The organism is Proteus appendicitidis (genome assembly GCF_030271835.1).
Classification (GTDB): domain Bacteria; phylum Pseudomonadota; class Gammaproteobacteria; order Enterobacterales; family Enterobacteriaceae; genus Proteus; species Proteus appendicitidis.
In genome coordinates, this window is sequence record NZ_CP127389.1 from 256554 (window position 1) to 273835 (window position 17282).

At 37.7% G+C, this 17282-nt stretch carries 12 protein-coding genes and 3 tRNA genes; 6 read left to right on the forward strand and 9 right to left on the reverse strand.

Going from position 1 to position 17282, the window contains the following annotated elements:
- Positions 1-6 precede the first annotated feature (6 nt).
- The 7 genes from QQS39_RS01335 to rsgA all read right to left on the reverse strand — a co-directional run bounded on the left by QQS39_RS01335 (position 7) and on the right by rsgA (position 11586).
- Positions 7-2532, reverse strand: a complete 2526-nt coding sequence (locus QQS39_RS01335; protein ID WP_285805253.1) for a fimbria/pilus outer membrane usher protein — start codon at positions 2530-2532, stop codon at positions 7-9.
- Between the two features lie 12 nt (positions 2533-2544).
- Positions 2545-3204 (reverse strand): fimbrial biogenesis chaperone, encoded by a 660-nt coding sequence (locus tag QQS39_RS01340; protein WP_151436680.1) that lies wholly within the window; start codon positions 3202-3204, stop codon positions 2545-2547.
- A 59-nt stretch (positions 3205-3263) separates the two neighbouring features.
- Positions 3264-3785, reverse strand: coding sequence for a fimbrial protein (locus tag QQS39_RS01345; RefSeq protein WP_151436681.1), 522 nt, complete (start codon positions 3783-3785; stop codon positions 3264-3266).
- Positions 3786-3990: 205 nt separating this feature from the next.
- Positions 3991-4866 (reverse strand): LysR family transcriptional regulator, encoded by an 876-nt coding sequence (locus QQS39_RS01350; protein WP_285805254.1) that lies wholly within the window; start codon positions 4864-4866, stop codon positions 3991-3993.
- A 1318-nt stretch (positions 4867-6184) separates the two neighbouring features.
- Positions 6185-9520, reverse strand: coding sequence for a miniconductance mechanosensitive channel MscM (gene mscM, locus QQS39_RS01355; RefSeq protein WP_151436683.1), 3336 nt, complete (start codon positions 9518-9520; stop codon positions 6185-6187).
- 22 nt (positions 9521-9542) lie between these two features.
- The gene (gene asd, locus QQS39_RS01360) at positions 9543-10439 is read right to left on the reverse strand and encodes an archaetidylserine decarboxylase (RefSeq protein WP_285805255.1); all 897 of its coding nucleotides are present in this window, start codon (positions 10437-10439) and stop codon (positions 9543-9545) included.
- 88 nt (positions 10440-10527) lie between these two features.
- Positions 10528-11586, reverse strand: a complete 1059-nt coding sequence (gene rsgA / locus QQS39_RS01365; protein ID WP_285805256.1) for a small ribosomal subunit biogenesis GTPase RsgA — start codon at positions 11584-11586, stop codon at positions 10528-10530.
- 115 nt (positions 11587-11701) lie between these two features.
- Between rsgA and orn the strand changes: the two genes are divergently transcribed.
- The 4 genes from orn (at position 11702) to QQS39_RS01385 (ending at position 12712) form a co-directional block, all read left to right on the forward strand.
- A complete protein-coding gene (gene orn / locus QQS39_RS01370; RefSeq protein WP_151436686.1) occupies positions 11702-12247 on the forward strand; it encodes an oligoribonuclease in 546 nt (181 codons plus the stop codon).
- Between the two features lie 166 nt (positions 12248-12413).
- Positions 12414-12489, forward strand: a tRNA-Gly gene (locus QQS39_RS01375).
- Between the two features lie 36 nt (positions 12490-12525).
- Positions 12526-12601 (forward strand) — tRNA-Gly (locus tag QQS39_RS01380).
- A 35-nt stretch (positions 12602-12636) separates the two neighbouring features.
- A tRNA-Gly gene (locus QQS39_RS01385) sits at positions 12637-12712 on the forward strand.
- A gap of 329 nt (positions 12713-13041) precedes the next feature.
- Here the strand turns inward: QQS39_RS01385 and QQS39_RS01390 are convergent.
- Together QQS39_RS01390 and queG are read right to left on the reverse strand one after the other, a co-directional pair.
- Positions 13042-13311: a type II toxin-antitoxin system Phd/YefM family antitoxin gene (locus QQS39_RS01390; RefSeq protein ID WP_196736667.1), complete on the reverse strand. Its 270-nt coding sequence runs from the start codon at positions 13309-13311 to the stop codon at positions 13042-13044.
- Positions 13312-14070: 759 nt separating this feature from the next.
- Positions 14071-15225: a tRNA epoxyqueuosine(34) reductase QueG gene (gene queG, locus QQS39_RS01395; protein ID WP_151436688.1), complete on the reverse strand. Its 1155-nt coding sequence runs from the start codon at positions 15223-15225 to the stop codon at positions 14071-14073.
- Between the two features lie 224 nt (positions 15226-15449).
- On the opposite strand from queG, the gene tsaE reads away from it, so the two are divergent.
- Complete coding sequence (tsaE, locus tag QQS39_RS01400) at positions 15450-15917, forward strand: tRNA (adenosine(37)-N6)-threonylcarbamoyltransferase complex ATPase subunit type 1 TsaE (protein ID WP_151436689.1); 468 nt, start codon at positions 15450-15452, stop codon at positions 15915-15917.
- Between the two features lie 13 nt (positions 15918-15930).
- Complete coding sequence (locus QQS39_RS01405; RefSeq protein WP_196736666.1) at positions 15931-17262, forward strand: N-acetylmuramoyl-L-alanine amidase; 1332 nt, start codon at positions 15931-15933, stop codon at positions 17260-17262.
- Positions 17263-17282: the final 20 nt, after the last annotated feature.

Here is a 17282-nt window from a genome sequence, read left to right on the forward strand (position 1 = left end):
GCTCACCTATCTGCATTCAAGTTGTAAAAATTGGATTTTCTCTAAGGCAAGATCCACATTTAACGGTGTTTGACACTGTTCAACAGCACTGTTGCCCCACTTAGCTCGTAACTGGCTGTATTCTGGTACGCCATTTAAGAAAACTTCACCATCATTGGCCACAATGCCACTTGAAAGTACGTGGTCGTCTTTATAAATCTCAACTTGAGTACCAAATGGCAGCGGTGTTCCGTTGTAGTGTAAGTTTGCAAGCACACGAGCGCCTTTTCTTGCTTTGAAATCGGCTAAGACAATTGCACCTTTGGTTGGAATAACGGTTGTCGATGTTAATTCAACATCGTTATTACCTGTTAAAGAAGCTGGATCAACAGTGACTTTATTACGTTCATAACGTGAAACATTAGGAATAACGGCATAACCTTGCGCATTGGTATAAAGGCTTTGTGCGCTGCTGACTTTTAAGTGATCAACATCTTCTGCTTTAATTAAAATGGCAGAATCGTAAATGGTACGAGATGGCGTGATCCCACCTTGATGCACCAAAAGTGCGCCCGTCGCGCCCCAATTCATTGATTGATAGCGTTTGTCGTAACTGTAACCTGCACTGATCTCACCTCCAGAAGCACTGTAGTTACCATTAACAGAGCCGCTGTATTCTTGACGAGAATGGTTGTAGTTCTGTGAAATATCATATTGCAGATTGTTATCTTCCAACTGAGTACCACTTAAACTCACTGAACTAATAGAATCACCTTGTTTACTGGTGTTATAGCGATAACTTAACCAGTTGTTATTCTGTTCAATATTAAATGGAAGACTAAAATTAATAGATAAAATCTGATCGGTTAATCCACTTTCTTGACGCTTGTTATAGGCATAAGAGACGCTATAACTTAATGCACGATAATTTGAGTTAAAACTCACATTAACATTGCGATCAACTCTGTCTTGATACCAATAATATTGTTGATAACCATTTAATGAGAGATAACCCATATCGCCTAAAGATTGTGATACAGATAACTGGAACTGTTTTTTCTTACGATAAAGATGAGAAAAACGCTCGTTAGCTGTGGAGAAATCGTAATAATCTTTTGTTGAATAGCGATACGAAGCCAGTGAAAAACCCGTTTTAGTATCAGGTAAATACTTAGAATATTGAATACGATAAGATTGCCCTTGGGCTTCATCGTCATTTATTAACGTTGTTCTTGCGTGAGTAATATCTGCAGAAACGGCACCTAAATAGCCAAGATTAACCCCAGTACCTAACGCATAAGCTTGATAATCAGCCGAGATTAAGGTGCCGCCATAAAGGGATAAATTGTAAGGAAGCCCATAAATAGCTGAGGTTTGAAAGAAATTAGGTTTTCTTGCCGCCGTATCGGCATGATATTTACCAATATCGACACTGTATTTTAAGCTACCCGCACGCTGCATCATCGGCACTGCAGAAAAAGGTTGTGAAAAAGTACGGGTTGTTCCATCGGCTTCTTCGATCGTAACTTGTAAATCACCGCTGTAAGACGTGGGATATAAATCTGAAATGGCAAACTCCCCCGGTGGAACGGAGGTCTGATAAATGATGCTGTTATTTTGTCGAACGGTGACAACGGCATTACTTTGCGCGATACCTCTAACGATGGGAGCAAATCCACGTTGGCTTTGTGGCAACATACTTTCATCAGAAGCCAATTTGATTCCACGATAAGGAATACTCTCTAATACATCATTATCAGAAGCGGTTTCACCGATAGTTAAACGACTTTTTAAACTACGAATATCTCGCTCAACATAAGTCTGCAAGCTATTCCATTGAGATGAGTTATCGCTATTTTTATTGTAGTTGCTGTGGTTACGTAAACGCCAAGCACCAACGTTAACGCCACTACGTAATCCTAAGAAAATAGAGTTACTATTATTTTGGTCACGATACCAATACTGATTTTGACGATAAGTGTAATTCACAAAAGCAGCATTGATGCCATCGTTCCACTGTGCTGGTGGAATATAGCCTTGCCCATAATTGTATAAAGCAATTTGTGGTATAGAAAACGACAAGCGCGCTCGTGAAAAATCATACTCATACTTTGCATTCGGAATAATGCTAGCAATATCGGTAACTGTTGATGTGTTTGCTTGTTGGCTAAATTGCGATGTTGCAGACTCTTTCACTCCCCAATTTAATAAATCTTGTTTGGTTAGCTCAGGCGTCAGCACCTTTTTTTCTTCATTAAAAATAAAACGGACTTGGCGATTGTCGATTAATTTATTATTGAGATAAATATCAACAGAGTAGACACCAGGAAGCTGTCCTCCTGTAAAAGAAAAGTAATCAAGGTTATTAATATCTGCAACCTGATTTTCTATGCCTAAATTGAGTGCATCAGGATTAAATTGCTCTTCAGCAGTCACCTGATAAGGAAATAAAATAGAGGCTATCGCTATGGCAAGCACACAGTGGCGATAGAGATTATCAGTAGGAAATACCGATAATCGTTTTGTAGATAACGCGATGATGGATAAAGTCATAACTCTACACTCTTAATTTAATACTTTATCTACAGTTGCACCGTAGTCATTAATAAACTGCACAATGACTTTCTGAGAAGTAGAACTCTCTTTAAGTAACACCACTTCTTGATAAGGGTTGATTAAAGGGTCGTAAGGGTAGCGTTTGTCATCAAGAAAAATATGTTTAATCGTGAGGTGATAAGGTGTTTTGTTCTTAAGCACCAAGCCTTGGCTTTGTTTTGATAATTCGACGTTATTAAAATTAAGTGGCTCAATATCATGAGAGCGTAAAAAGAGCTTAAATTGAGAGTTAATGACGAGTTGTAATTGATTTTCAGGGCTTTTTTCAACAGGTGGAATTGATTTTATATTAAGCCAATAGACGACTTCTGTATTTGAATTTAAGGGTTCACCAGTATAGGAAATACGTGCAGTTCCTGTGCCATCAGGTTCAATACGAAAAAGCGGTGGTGTTGCAATAAAAGGCGTTTTTTCTGTGCCTTGAAAAGCAGAAACCCAACTTTGGATAAGATAAGGCTTTTCTTTATCCGTATTTAGAATAGGAATGCTTATTTCACGAGCGTTATCGTTATAAACAAACCGAGTTCCCCCCACACTGACTCCAGCAGCATGGCTTACCGTTATGAGAGAAAATAATAAAAATAGGGTTAGAAAAATATTCTTTTTCATAAATGGCGCCACAAAGTTAAGGGAAATAAGAGGGTAATAAGTATTACCCTCATTTTTTATTATTTATATTGGATGCTATAAACCGCAGATCCATTTGCGGGACCTGGTGTTGCTTGGGCTGTTGCTTTGTAGCGTGCAACATAATCTAAGTTAATTTCAGTCCCTTTGATTTCGACTTCTTTCGAATCGTCATATAGGTTTATTTGAGATACGGCATCTTTTTCAAAAAGAGCGATACCCACATTTGTCGCGCCACCAGAAACTTGGTCAATCGCTAAAATATCGCTATCAATTGCATCTCGAGTTCCGCCAAAACGGACAGCGACAGTGGTATCTATAGGGCAATCAATAAGTTTAATCGTAAAGTCTTTAAGGCCTGCAACTTCACCTTTAGTTGCTAAACTTTTTGATGACACTTTTCCTAAATCTACGGTTAGATTTTTAGAAGAGCTATCCACAGTACAGGCTTGATCTGTTATTTCTCCGGTAAAGTTAATAGTGCCCGATGCAAAAGCAGCAGGTGCAGAAAGTAGAGAGAGACTCATCCCTAATAAATAGAGAGATTTATTTAATTTGCTCATGACCGGTCCTATATAAAAAGTAGTTATTTTTACTTTTTAATTTATTTATAAGTATAGATTTAAGTATTGGTTTATTCGCATAAGAAATATGCCAATAAAATATAACATCACAAAAAATTTAAGTTAATAAAGATTTACATGAGTTTTTTTTGTTTTTATATCGAATTATTTAATGTTCGTTTTTAAAATTAAAAATAATGTTTAATTAATCACTAATTAAATTTTGGTGTGGATTATTTATTAAAGATAATAGCTTTGCTATGTCTCCTGTTGAAAATGAATTTTTATTCAAATAAAGATAGAACTTATATTCTTTATCTTCATTATGTGTATTTAATTGTTTGATCGTATTTTTATTCAACTCTTCCTGAACAACCGTTAATGGAAGTCGAGAATAACCAAGACCTTGCTTAACAAAACTGATTGCTGTTTCCACAGAGCCAACATGAATAACCTGGTTATTATGATCAGCATTGGAGCTATCAGCGAGTAAGGAAATATAGGTATGTTGTTGTAATTCCCTAGATAATTCATCATCTTGAAGATGTTGTAAAACACTGTTCGGGTGTGTTACTAATACTGTTTTAATGCTTTCTAAATCAATGGGTTGTAATGATTTTACATTATAATGTGTTATCACCAAGTCTTGATCTTTTTGCGCTAAAATATCTGATTTACTCAGCGCTGTTTTATGAATATTGATATCATAGTGTTTATTCTCTTTAATAAATTGCGATATTTTATTCCAGAAAAGACCTGAAATATATAAAGGGTCGATAAGGATATTTATCTTTAACTTGTTGTTAAATATTAAGTTTTTAGCCTCTTTTTCTAATGAAATTGCTCTTTCAGTAATTTCTCTAGAGAGTTCAAGTAACAATTTACCTTCGTGAGTAAGTACCGCTCGTCTTTTCTCTAAAGAGAGTATTTCAATGCCTAAAGTTTGCTCTAATTTATTGATAGTATAGCTAATTGATGATTGTGTTCTATGTAATGCATCTGCGGCCTGAGCAAAGCCACCGTAGTCAACGACAGCTTGTAAGGTAATCCACTGATCGAGAGTCGTTCGGGATTTTTCCATAATGGAACCTTCTTATTATTGTTTATTTAATACTCATTAAAAATGAAGCTAGCAATATATCTTAGCATTGTTAATAGGTAGTAATACTCATTTTTAAACCAAGTTTAAAAAATATTAACATTATAAGCCGTAATGTTATTTATTAATGTTCAGTACAAATAACAAAAATAAATATTTATTTTTCTATTTAAATTATTTTGTTTGATAAATTGGATATAGATGGCTTTTACTCTTTTTTCTCAATATTACCCTATATAACTAAAAAGTGTTATTTATAGTGAGAATTAAGATTTTATATTTGTATTATTATTCGTTTTTGTTTATTTTTTTATTTATATTTTTAATTTTATTAAATTACAATCTTAAATTAATTTATATTCTTATTTTTTGTGTTTTAAAATTAAAGTAAATTTATTTTTAAAATTTCTTTTACTTTTTGTGTTTTATTTTTTCTTATTTTTTTTAGTATAAAAACTTAAAATAATAAATATTCTATCTTTTGCTCAAGGTGATTAAAGCAAGAAAAAGACGATTGCTTTTGATGATAAACACTATGCAATAATCCAAATTGGATTGTATTTGGTTTTAAATGTGGATATATGAGATATTTTGTTATGTAAAACTATTGGAGTTTTAAATACCGATGTTAAGTTTTGTACGCTATAAATGTCTTAGCTTATTTAACTTAGGGAAAGGAAATAATCAGCTAGAGATAATAATTTAAAAGTTAAAAGCTAACAAAAATCAATTTTTACTCACTCAAGGAGTTAATGTAGGTATAAAAACGTAAAAATATGATTTTGATCAATAATTGGTGACTGATTTTAGTTAAGTGTCCGATTTCGTGGATAGAACCCTAAAATAATAAGGGTAAGGCAAAACATACTTCACCTTAAGGTAAATTAAATGCCTTATCCAAAATGGCATTTTATTCTCTGGTTAAATGGGAGGGGTGTTAGAAAAATAGACTGCAATAAAAACATTCACCTGAAAAAGCCGCATTCTCTTTATGATGTTCACTTTATTATCTTCATCTTGCCATTAAGTGATAGATAGTTTCTTTTTGTTATTACTTATCAATTTTATTAAACAAAAAAGCAAAAAATAATCTTCCTTTTTTCTAGAAGTCAGAGAATAGGACAGAAATACGGATTAAATTTATACAATCAATGAACTATAAGAGGCGTGGATACACAGAATAGGGTGAAAAAAGTTTTAGTGTAGAGGGTGAAAGAATGAGAAAGAAAAGAATAAAGCCATTATCTTTCGTTTTTTTCGAGAAGATAATGGCTTTTTTTCAAACTAATTGAAGCAGAGCTTATAATCCGCCTACTTCTCTTGGTGTTGCACGCATTGAGCTACGAATTGTATTGCCCATCATATCCACTCTGGCTTGGAATGGTGGGAACGGTAATGGGATGCCGTGCTCTGCAAAGGCTAAGAGAATATTTTGGTGGATCTCGTGTCTTGCTGGCATTCTGTGCCCCATCTCTGCGGCATAAACACGTAATTCAAAAATCTGAATACCTTGCTGTAAATCGACCAGATAAACCTCTGGTGCTGGGTTTTCTAAAATCATCGTAGAGCGTTTTGAGGCTTCTAATAACACATTTGTCACTTGCTCACTGTTACAGTCTGCTGGAGCAGGGATGGTCATTACGATACGAGTGACGGAATCTGAGAGTGACCAGTTAATAAATTGCTCTGTAATAAAAGCTTTGTTCGGTACGATAATTTCTTTTCTATCCCAGTCGGTTAAGGTCGTTGCCCGAGTGTTGATCTTAGAAATATTTCCGGTCAAATTCCGAATAGTGACGGTATCGCCAATACGGATTGGTTTTTCAAATAAGATCATCAAACCTGAAATGATGTTGGCAAAAATTTCTTGTAAGCCAAAACCTAACCCAACACCCATTGCTGCCACTAGCCACTGTAATTTTGACCACTCAATCCCTAATAAAGAGAAACCCACAATACTCCCAATTAAGGTGATGGTGTATTTGGTCATCGTGGTAATGGCGTAACCTGTACCCGGTGTTAAATCAAGATGCTGTAAAATGGCCAACTCAAGTAAAGCAGGGAGATTTCGTACTAATTGGGTTGTAATAATAATGACAAGGATTGCCACTAAAATAGAACCCATCGTAATAGGTTGTACCGTGTTAACACCGTTTACCGATGAGGTGACGTCCCAAAGTCGGATATTATCAACGAAAGAGAACGCAGTGTTTAATTCAGACCATAATAAGATCATCGAGACTAATGCAATCATCGTTAGAATAGAGCGAACTAAACCAATGGATTGCGCACTGATAGCATCAAGGTCTATTTCTTGAGCTTCAATTTCAAGCCCTACTGTGCTCTCACCACTACTCCCAACAATCGTATTTTCATCTTCACCTTTTGCACGCTGAGCCAGAATTTCTGCACGCTTTTGTTTAGCTCGTTCAAAGGCTAATTTTCGGCGCTGAATAAGCATCCATCGCTGAATAATGTGGTAGATAATTAGTAGAGCAAACCAAATGGCGACAGACATTTCTAAACGACCGAGTAAGATAATCGATGTAGAAAGGTAACCTAAGACAGCGGCTAAACCTGCAATAACCGGGGCAAGCAGTAAGAACCACCATAAAATGGTATTGATAAGGTTATCGCCAGATCCATGTTTATCAAGATAAAGTGGGACGTGAGCTTTTTTAAGGCTAGATGTAATAAAGCTTAGGGCGATACAGAGCAGTAAGAAACAGAAGCGACCAACCGTTGGTGCAAATTCTCTATCGCTATAATATTCAAAGGTAACTAATGACATCATCAGCGGAACGATGACAAAAATAGAAAGCTGGTAAAAGCGCATCGCTTTTTTAACACGGCTCTCTTTCCATTTAAATTGAGCAATAAATAGGCCGTTATGACGTGCAAAGGTTGCACTTATCATAAATAGCCACAGCACAGGTGCTGCTGCTGTGACGCCATATCCAATAGCTCCCGCCATTGGATAACGCCATTCAACACTTTGTAAGCCATAACCTACGGCAGACCATAACAGCGGTAATGGCAACGCAATTAAAATAGACCAAAAGACCGTGCGTATCGTCAGTGAAAAGTGATCTTGTGTGACTTTACCAATACGGTTGCTGACTCTTTCAAGAAATGCGTTGTAGTGTTTTCGAGTGCGCAGACTAAAGCCCACAATTGATAAAGTAACAAATAGGAACAGGAACGTATCCTGATTTTTAAGCATGCTGACAGCAGCATGACCTAATTGTGAGAAGGTATCTAGCGAAAGCAATCGAGTGATATCTTTGACTAATAAAACCGGATAATTAAATTTGATGGGGCTGATATCAGCAACCCAGAACATATAACGGTTTGTGGCGTCTTTTGTCTCTTTTAATGCATCCGCTAATTGTGTTGTTGCCACTTTTAGTTTTGTTAACTCAAGAATTTGAGAATCATAACCGGATAACAACGAATTCAATAATTCATGACGTGCTTGAATAAGAGAATCAAAAATATATTGCTGAGCTTCAGGCAATTTAGAGCCATCTGCGGTTTCTGGCGGCTGGATCTTACTTAAGTTTTCCAGCATATCCTCATAGCCTAAACGCTCGACACGTAACTGAATAATATCTCTATCAAGTTCTTGTGAACGAGGCATTTCAGGTAAGCGGGAAAGCTGTGTTCTTAATGCTTCACCTAATGCTGTGGAGCCACTTAACCACTGTGCTTGTTCTCGAATAGTGGTAAGCGTTTGACGAACTTGTTGTGTCTGCTGTGTGGTAATGCGTTGTTTTTCTGATAACTCACTCATTTCCTGTGTTTGTTTATTCAGGATCTGAGAAAGTTCACGGTTAGTTTGGATCTGTTTTGTCAGAAATTCAGGAAGTTCGCCACCTTTCTCCGCCAGCATTTCTGTTTTTTCTAATGCCAGATCAGCCACTTCTTGGCGTTTTATATTTAATAAGCTGCGCAATTGTTGTAGTTGCACATCAAGGCGCTGATAGCGTTTTTTAAATAATTCTAAGCGAAGGCGAGCAATTTCTTGGCGGTTATTAGCCGAAAGTTGTGCCATTTCAAGCTCATTAACCATCGCTTTACGTGCGGTGACTTCAGCTTGTGTTAGCTTATTTTGTGCTTCTGTTAACGGTGTTGTTGACGCACTGGCAGCGGCGAGTCTTGCTGTTGCATCGCTGAGTAAACGGCGTGCTTCAGAAAGCTGTTGCGGTAATAAGTTTAAAGATTCGCTAATTTCTCGGCTTTTATCTTGCTCTTGTTGCTGAAGCCTTGCTTGTTCCATTAATTGGCTACTGATCTGAATAATTTTCTGTTCTAAATCAGGAATGCTAATTTTTTCAGGGATAGTCGGAACAGCATGGCTTTCTTCAAGCAGTTTGGTTCTTAGCTCTTGCGTAATTTGAGGGTAATCATCAATGGTTTTTTGATAGTTATCTGCGTTTGTTTGCGCTTTATCACCATCATTAATCCAGTTGATAGTGCCTTGTAGCGCCTGAACTGCCTCAATATCTTGAGGATTGGTGCTTCCTTCAAGTTGTTTAATATCTTGACGTAATTTTTCTACATCCGCTGATATTGCAGATGTGCTTAACGAAAGCGTCAAAAAGAGCGAGAAGAAAAGACTGATTATCAGGCGCACAAAGGTTACTCCGAATTACGTGTTATTCACTGATGGCATTATTGTCATTACCAGCGACATTGATGATGGAACCCAATCGTTCCCCCATTAATGTAACGGAGCCATTCATAAGATCTTTATTCAGTTGAACGGTATTTTCTGGGAAAAGATTGATGACCGTTGAGCCTAACTTAAATCGGCCCATTTCTTCCCCTTTTTTCAAGAATATCGCACCTGCTTTATCGGCTTGTGGATATGTCCAACGTTTAATAATACCTTCACGAGGTGGTGTTACCATGCCACACCAAACCGTTTCAATACTACCAACAATTGTTGCACCCACTAGAATTTGTATCATGGGGCCAAATTGAGTTTCAAAGAGGCAGATAATACGTTCATTACGTGCAAATAAGTTAGGAACATTAGCCGCGGTTAATGGATTAACAGAGAAGAGATCGCCTGGAACATAAATCATCTCTTTTAATAAACCATCACAAGGCATGTGAACACGGTGGTAATCACGAGGTGAAAGATATGTCGTAATAAACTGACCATTACGGAACTTATCTGCCAACATAAAATTACCCGCAAGTAACGCTTCAAGGGTGTAATGATGCCCTTTAGCTTGCAGAATTTGATCGTCTTGAATAAGACCGAGTTGGCTTACTGCGCCATCAGCAGGCAATGCAAGTTGGTCATCACCTTCGATAATAGGGCGAGCGCCATCTTTTAATGCACGAATAAAGAAATCGTTGAATGAAGAATAAGCTTGGAACTGGCTATCTTTTGCTTCATTCATATCGACTTTATATGCTTTAGCAAAGGCTTTGATCGCAAATTGGGTAATTACACCCGCTTTTTTGTTTGCAAACCAACCTGCTAGCTGTGTGAGCCATAATTTAGGCAATAAATACTGTAGTTTAATTTTTAGCTTGTCCAAAATGGCAACCTCTGGGATTGAACGATAAAAAATAGACAAAAGGGGTCTATTGTACCCACCCTTAATAGGGTTGTCAGTGAATCAATTATTAAGAGTCTAAATTAATGTTCTTACGAACCTTCACCTGACTCATACTTTCTAAAATACGATGGTAATTTTCAAAGCGTGTTTCTGCAATTTCGTTGTTTCTCACTGCTTTACTAATTAAGCAACCCGGATCATCCAAGTGTTTGCAATCGCGGAATTTACACCCTCCCAAATAAGGTCTAAATTCAATAAATCCTTTTGTTACTTGTTCTGGTGTTAAATGCCATAGACCAAATTCACGCACACCCGGCGAGTCAATGACATCTCCTCCTTGCGGGAAATGGTAAAGGCGTGATGCGGTGGTGGTATGCTGACCTAAACCTGAATTATCAGAAACCTGATTAACCAGAATGCTTTCTTCCATTGGTGGTAATAACGTATTGAGTAAGCTTGATTTTCCGACACCAGATTGCCCAGCAAAAATGGAGATACGGCCAATCAACTCTTGTGTTAATGCATCAAGACCTTCTTTGGTGTAGCTAGAGACCTCAAGAACGCGATAACCAATATTTTTATAAGTTTGCATCCATTCGCTGACAGTCTTGCGGCTTTCCTCGTCTAACATATCGATTTTATTGAGTACAATCAGAGGCTCTACGTTTAACGTCTCACAGGCTACAAGGTAACGGTCGATAATATTTAAAGAGAGTTCAGGCAAAATAGCCGAAACGATAATAATTTGATCAATATTAGCCGCGATAGGTTTAATACCATCATAATAGTCAGGACGAGTAAGTACTGACGTTCGTTCGTGTACCGCTTCTACAATACCGTTTACGCGGACGTTTTCTTGTGTTTGTAGCGCAGGACGCCAAACAACTTTATCACCCGTTACCAGTGATGAAATTGTGCGTCGAATATTGCATCGTGTAATGGTGCCGTCAGCAGCTTCGATATCTGCATGTTGACCAAAACGGCTGATCACTAAGCCTTCGGTCGCTTCGCCTAATTGCGTATCGTCTAATTCAACGTGGTTTTTTTTCTCTTTGCTCTGCAAACGCTTTTTATGATTTTCTTGTACTCGGCGTTGCTGGCCTTTAGATAATTTACGTTTTGTCACCGATCCTCACTTGTATTATTCGGTTAGATGTTCTTCTGTCGTGCTTATTGAGTAAACGCGCTATGATAAACGCTAAAATATCATGTCTCACACTTAGAAACAGCTAGGATATATTATGTCAAAAAGCGAGAACAATCTGATCTGGATAGATCTGGAAATGACAGGTCTTGATCCTGAATGTGACCGTATCATCGAAATAGCCACTATCGTGACAGATCCTCAACTTAATATTTTAGCAGAAGGCCCTGTTATTGCAGTCCATCAATCTGATGAACAATTAAGTTTAATGGATGAATGGAATACACGTACTCATACAGGTAGTGGTTTAGTTGAGCGTGTAAAAGCCAGTTCATATGATGATAATTCAGCACAAAAAGCGACAATTGAATTCCTAGAAAAATGGGTACCAAAAGGCGTATCACCTATCTGTGGTAATAGTGTGGGGCAAGATAGACGTTTTCTATACCGTTACATGCCCGAACTAGAGCAATATTTTCACTACCGTTATCTTGATGTGAGTACATTAAAAGAATTAGCACGTCGTTGGAAACCTGAAATTTTAGAAGGTTTTGAGAAAAAAAATACTCATCAGGCACTGGATGATATTCGTGAATCCATTGCAGAGCTTGATTATTATCGTAAAACCTTTATTAAAGAGTAAAAAGCGTGCATTCATGATTGATATTGCATCATTGTGATGATTTTATCGGCATGTAATCAAAAAAACGTATTTTTTTGTTGATAAGGGCTTGCGGTTAAGCATTTTTCTCGTATAATGCGCTTCCCGTACCGATGAAGAATTTCGTTTGTACGGGTGTAAGAAAGACGCGGGAATAGCTCAGTTGGTAGAGCACAACCTTGCCAAGGTTGGGGTCGCGAGTTCGAGTCTCGTTTCCCGCTCCAATCTTTCTTAGACAGTTATGAGTAGTGTTATGCGACGCGGGAATAGCTCAGTTGGTAGAGCACAACCTTGCCAAGGTTGGGGTCGCGAGTTCGAGTCTCGTTTCCCGCTCCAAATCTTTCACTCATCATTGTCAAAACTTACCAAATGCGGGAATAGCTCAGTTGGTAGAGCACAACCTTGCCAAGGTTGGGGTCGCGAGTTCGAGTCTCGTTTCCCGCTCCAAGTTTTTCTCTTCTAGTTTTATTCTTCTAATCAAAAATCAATACGTTATCCTAATAGTCTACGGCTAAGTAGTGCTTTCATATCTCGTCTACCATCAGTAATGACATAAATAATAATTTGCCGAAATTTATGAATACCTAAAGTTTGTAACTCATAAGGTACAGTTCCCTTCATTGGAAAGTTAGTTAAATTGTCTGCTACTGCTAGTAACTCATCTAATACATAATCTGTATTTTCTGGGCAGTCATGTTCAGAAATATAGTTGTGAATGTTTTATAAATCTGCCTCGGCATCTTTAGTAACTACGACCTTGTATGATGCCATTCTTTCTACTTCCTTTTATTTTTTAAACGCTGAACAACACTTTTTATATCACTGACTTCGCCTGATTCAACTTGTTGTTGACCTAATGCTAATATTTTCAGTAAAGCTAACGTTTCCTGAGTTTCTTCATAAGATTCAATACATTGAATGACTGCCTTAGCTTCGCCATTTTGAGTAATAATCATAGGGGAGCCTGATTCGGTAAGTTTTACCATTACTTCAGCCATATTGGCCTTTAAATAGCTAATTGGTTTAATTTGTTCGGAATAACGCATATTCACCTCTCCATAAATTAAGTCTTAATTTAGACCAAAAAAAGACTATGTTCGCTAGTCTAATAATGTGTAGCTTAAAATATAACCAAAAAATCTTTATTTTTTCTCTCGCTTTTTTAAATATCGGCTACACTATTTTAGGGTGTAGGTTAGGGGCTTTTACTTAATACTCATAAAGAGAGTGTATGTGGGATAATTGTTCAAAAAAGAAAATGTTATTACTACATGTAAGATCAAGCTATTTTTTTGTGATCTATCTTTGATCTTTGCTTGCATTTCTATTTTGACAGCACTAGAATGTGCGCCTTTCCTCATTTAGAGGGGAAACTAAAGGCAAGATCATTTTTTAGGTTTTAGACCTTTATTCTGTTAAACATGCATTGAATAGTATTTTAGAAAAAGAAAAGGGTTTCTTAGGCTTTTCTTTAAAAAAACGTGATATATATTCTACTATTCTTAAAATCTTCCCAAATCAATTTATCCACAGTGAGATGCTAATAACCACCGCATCTAAGCACTATTTATTTTTTTACTGCACAGAGTTATCCACAAGCACGTGTCATTAAGTGACAAGGATATTATTCTCTTCAATAAATTAATTGGATTTTATATCTAATTGATAACTAAGTTTATTTTAATTTTTTAAATTTTGAGTCTTAGTTCGCTTGAATTTTTTGTTCATGTTGATAGGCAAGGGATTTTTATTTTATTCACAGAGGAAATTAATGATTACACGTAATGCGCTTATTCTGTTAAAAATTAAGCATCACGAGGTAAACCTTTAGTTATCGCCCTTACTAAGCGTTTTTGTTGTGAAGTTTGTATTTTTACTTCTTTTTCATTTCTCTTCGCTGTCTGTTGTGTAATCGCCCAGTTTAAATGTTCATCTAAAACATCACTCAGTCCAAAGCGTTCTTGCAAGGCAAGTATAATTTTATCTTGATAAGGCGCATTTCCTAACGCCACGCTAATATTTCTAAGCCAACGTAAATAGCCAATACGACGGATCGGCGAGCCTTCAGTGATACGCAGAAATTTATCTTCACTCCATTGAAAGAGATCGAGTAATTCTGGGGTATGAAGCGCTCTTCTTGGTGAGAAATCTTCCTCGTCAGTCAGTGATGAAAAACGATTCCAAGGACAAATAAGCTGGCAATCATCACAACCATAAATACGATTGCCCATGAGAGGGCGAAATTCTTCAGGAATAGCACCATCGAGTTCGATAGTGAGATAAGAAATACAGCGACGAGCATCAATAGTATAAGGTTCAACAATGGCACCTGTCGGACAGGTTGTCATACAGGCGACACATTTACCGCACTGTTCTTCAACTGGGCTATCAGTAGGTAATGGCAAATCAATCAGTAATTCACCAAGAAAAAACCAAGAGCCTGCTTGATTGTTAATAACAAGTGAGTGTTTACCAACCCAGCCAAGTCCTGCCTTAACAGCCAATGGGCGTTCCATGATAGGTGCTGAATCAACGAAAGGTCGAAAGTTGACTATCCCTTGATATTCAAATTGCTGACAATATTGTGAAATTTTTTCGCCAAGTTTTTTAAGACGCTGCCTTAATACTTTGTGATAATCCCGACCAAGCGCATAACGGCTGATATAACCTTGTTCTGGATTATTTAAGGTTCGTGCAAAAGCCGCATCGGTGGGGAGATAATTCATTCTGACGCTGATAACGCGTAATGTACCCGGAACCAGTTCATGAGGTCTGGCTCGTGTCATTCCATACTTTTCCATCCAGGCCATTTCACCATGATATTGCTTATCTAGCCACGCTTGCAGGCGAGGTTCTTCAAGTGATAAGTCAGTATCACATATCCCTGTTTGTTGAAAACCTAGCTCAGAACCCCATAATTTAATATTTTGAGCGAGGAGATTAAGATCGAGTGATGACATGAATAAACCGAATCAGTAGGTAAGAGGTGAGTCCTAAGAGCGCGCAGTGTATCATAGTGAGGCTGTAGGAAAAATCCTCGCAATAAATAGATTTATGGTATGGTTATTTGATAGTGATTTCGATAACTATTTGCCTTAAGAAAACATATAAAGCTTAGTATTTGATATTCTCCAACGATCTCTCTTTATTAAGCCGTTATAACTTAACAATAGATTATATAAATATGAAAGAATGGGTTGTTACATTAGAAGATGAAGCGGCAACAGTTGAACTAGGGCGTACTGTTGCAATGGCGACGGAGCATAGCGGATTGATCATTTATTTATATGGCGATCTTGGTGCTGGAAAAACAACCTTTAGCCGAGGATTTTTACAAGCTCTTGGTCATCAAGGGCATGTTAAAAGCCCTACATATACATTAGTAGAACCTTATATGCTTTCGCCAAATCCCGTTTATCATTTTGATCTTTATCGTTTAGCTTCCGCTGAAGAACTGGAATTTATGGGAATACGCGACTATTTTGAGCAAGATGCGTTATGCCTGATTGAATGGCCATCTCAAGGCGAAGGCTTTTTACCTAACGCAGATTTAGAACTTCATTTAAGCTACGAAGATGAAGGTCGAAAAGCGCGTTTTGTTGCCCTTTCATCAAGAGGGAACACTGTTTTATCCCGTATTCAGTCCGCATAAAGGAATATTGATTATGTCGAGTCTCATCACTACTGTGAGTCAAAGTCAGCGCTATGTTGTTGCCTTTCTGTTGGTTGTTTTGTCTTTATTTTTTGTGCAAATAGCACAAGCCGCTACTGTGACAGAAGTAAAAGCAGAAAACGGTATTTCAGCAACAACTCTCACATTTACTTTTAGTGATGGGAAGCCGAGTTATCGATATTACTCATTAAAAAGCCCTGACCGTTTAGTGATGGATTTTAAACAGGGTACAAAAATCACGGGATTACCGGCAACATTAGGCAATGGGCAGTTAGTTCATAAAATTCGCTCAACACAATCAAAAGATAGCCAATACCAAAGTATGGTCGTGGAGCTTGCTCAGCCTGTTGTGGTGACTGAAAGTTTGATGAATGTAAGTGGTGGCTATAAGTTAGTGCTTACTATCAAAGCTATGAATGCTCGACAAAATAGCAATGCCCAATCGACAGTAAGTGTTGTTGCGTTATCACCGACTGCAACAGCAACGACATCACATTCAAGTGCAAATACAAATCGGGAAATGGCGCCTTTAATGACTAAGCCAGTAACCGAGGTTACGCCTGTTGTTCCTATTGCAAAACCACGCACCACACCTTCAAAACCGCAAGCAGGCTCTCGCCAAATTATTATTGCGATAGATGCTGGTCATGGTGGGCAAGATCCCGGTGCGATTGGTCAGAAAGGTAATCGTGAAAAAGACGTAACGCTAAGTGTGGCAAGAAAGTTAGAAGCTCGCTTACGTAATGATCCTATGTTTAAGCCTGTTCTAACACGCAGCGGCGATTATTTTATCTCAGTTGCGGGGCGCTCTGAAGTCGCCCGTAAGCAAAGTGCAAATATGTTAGTGTCTATTCATGCAGACTCAGCACCCAATCGTAGTGCAAGAGGCGCTTCTGTATGGGTGCTTTCTAATCGTCGTGCAAACAGTGAATTAGGTAAGTGGCTTGAGCAAAGCGAGAAACAATCTGAATTGCTCGGTGGTGCTGGTGATGCATTAGACGGGGCTGATCCTTATTTAAGCCAAACAGTACTCGATTTACAGTTTGGCAATTCACAGCGAGTGGGTTATGACGTTGCCGTTGCTGTATTGTCTGAACTAAGAAAAGTGGGTTCACTACATAAGAAAACACCAGAGCATGCAAGCTTAGGTGTTTTACGTTCACCCGATATCCCTTCAATTTTAGTTGAAACAGGCTTTATCAGTCATGCGTCAGAAGAGCAGTTACTGATTTCTGATGCTTATCAAGAGAAACTTGCGGCATCTATTCACGCTGGCTTAAGAAATTACTTTCTGGCTCACCCTTTACAAAACGCGCCTAATTGATTGAGTAGAATGGAATAAAG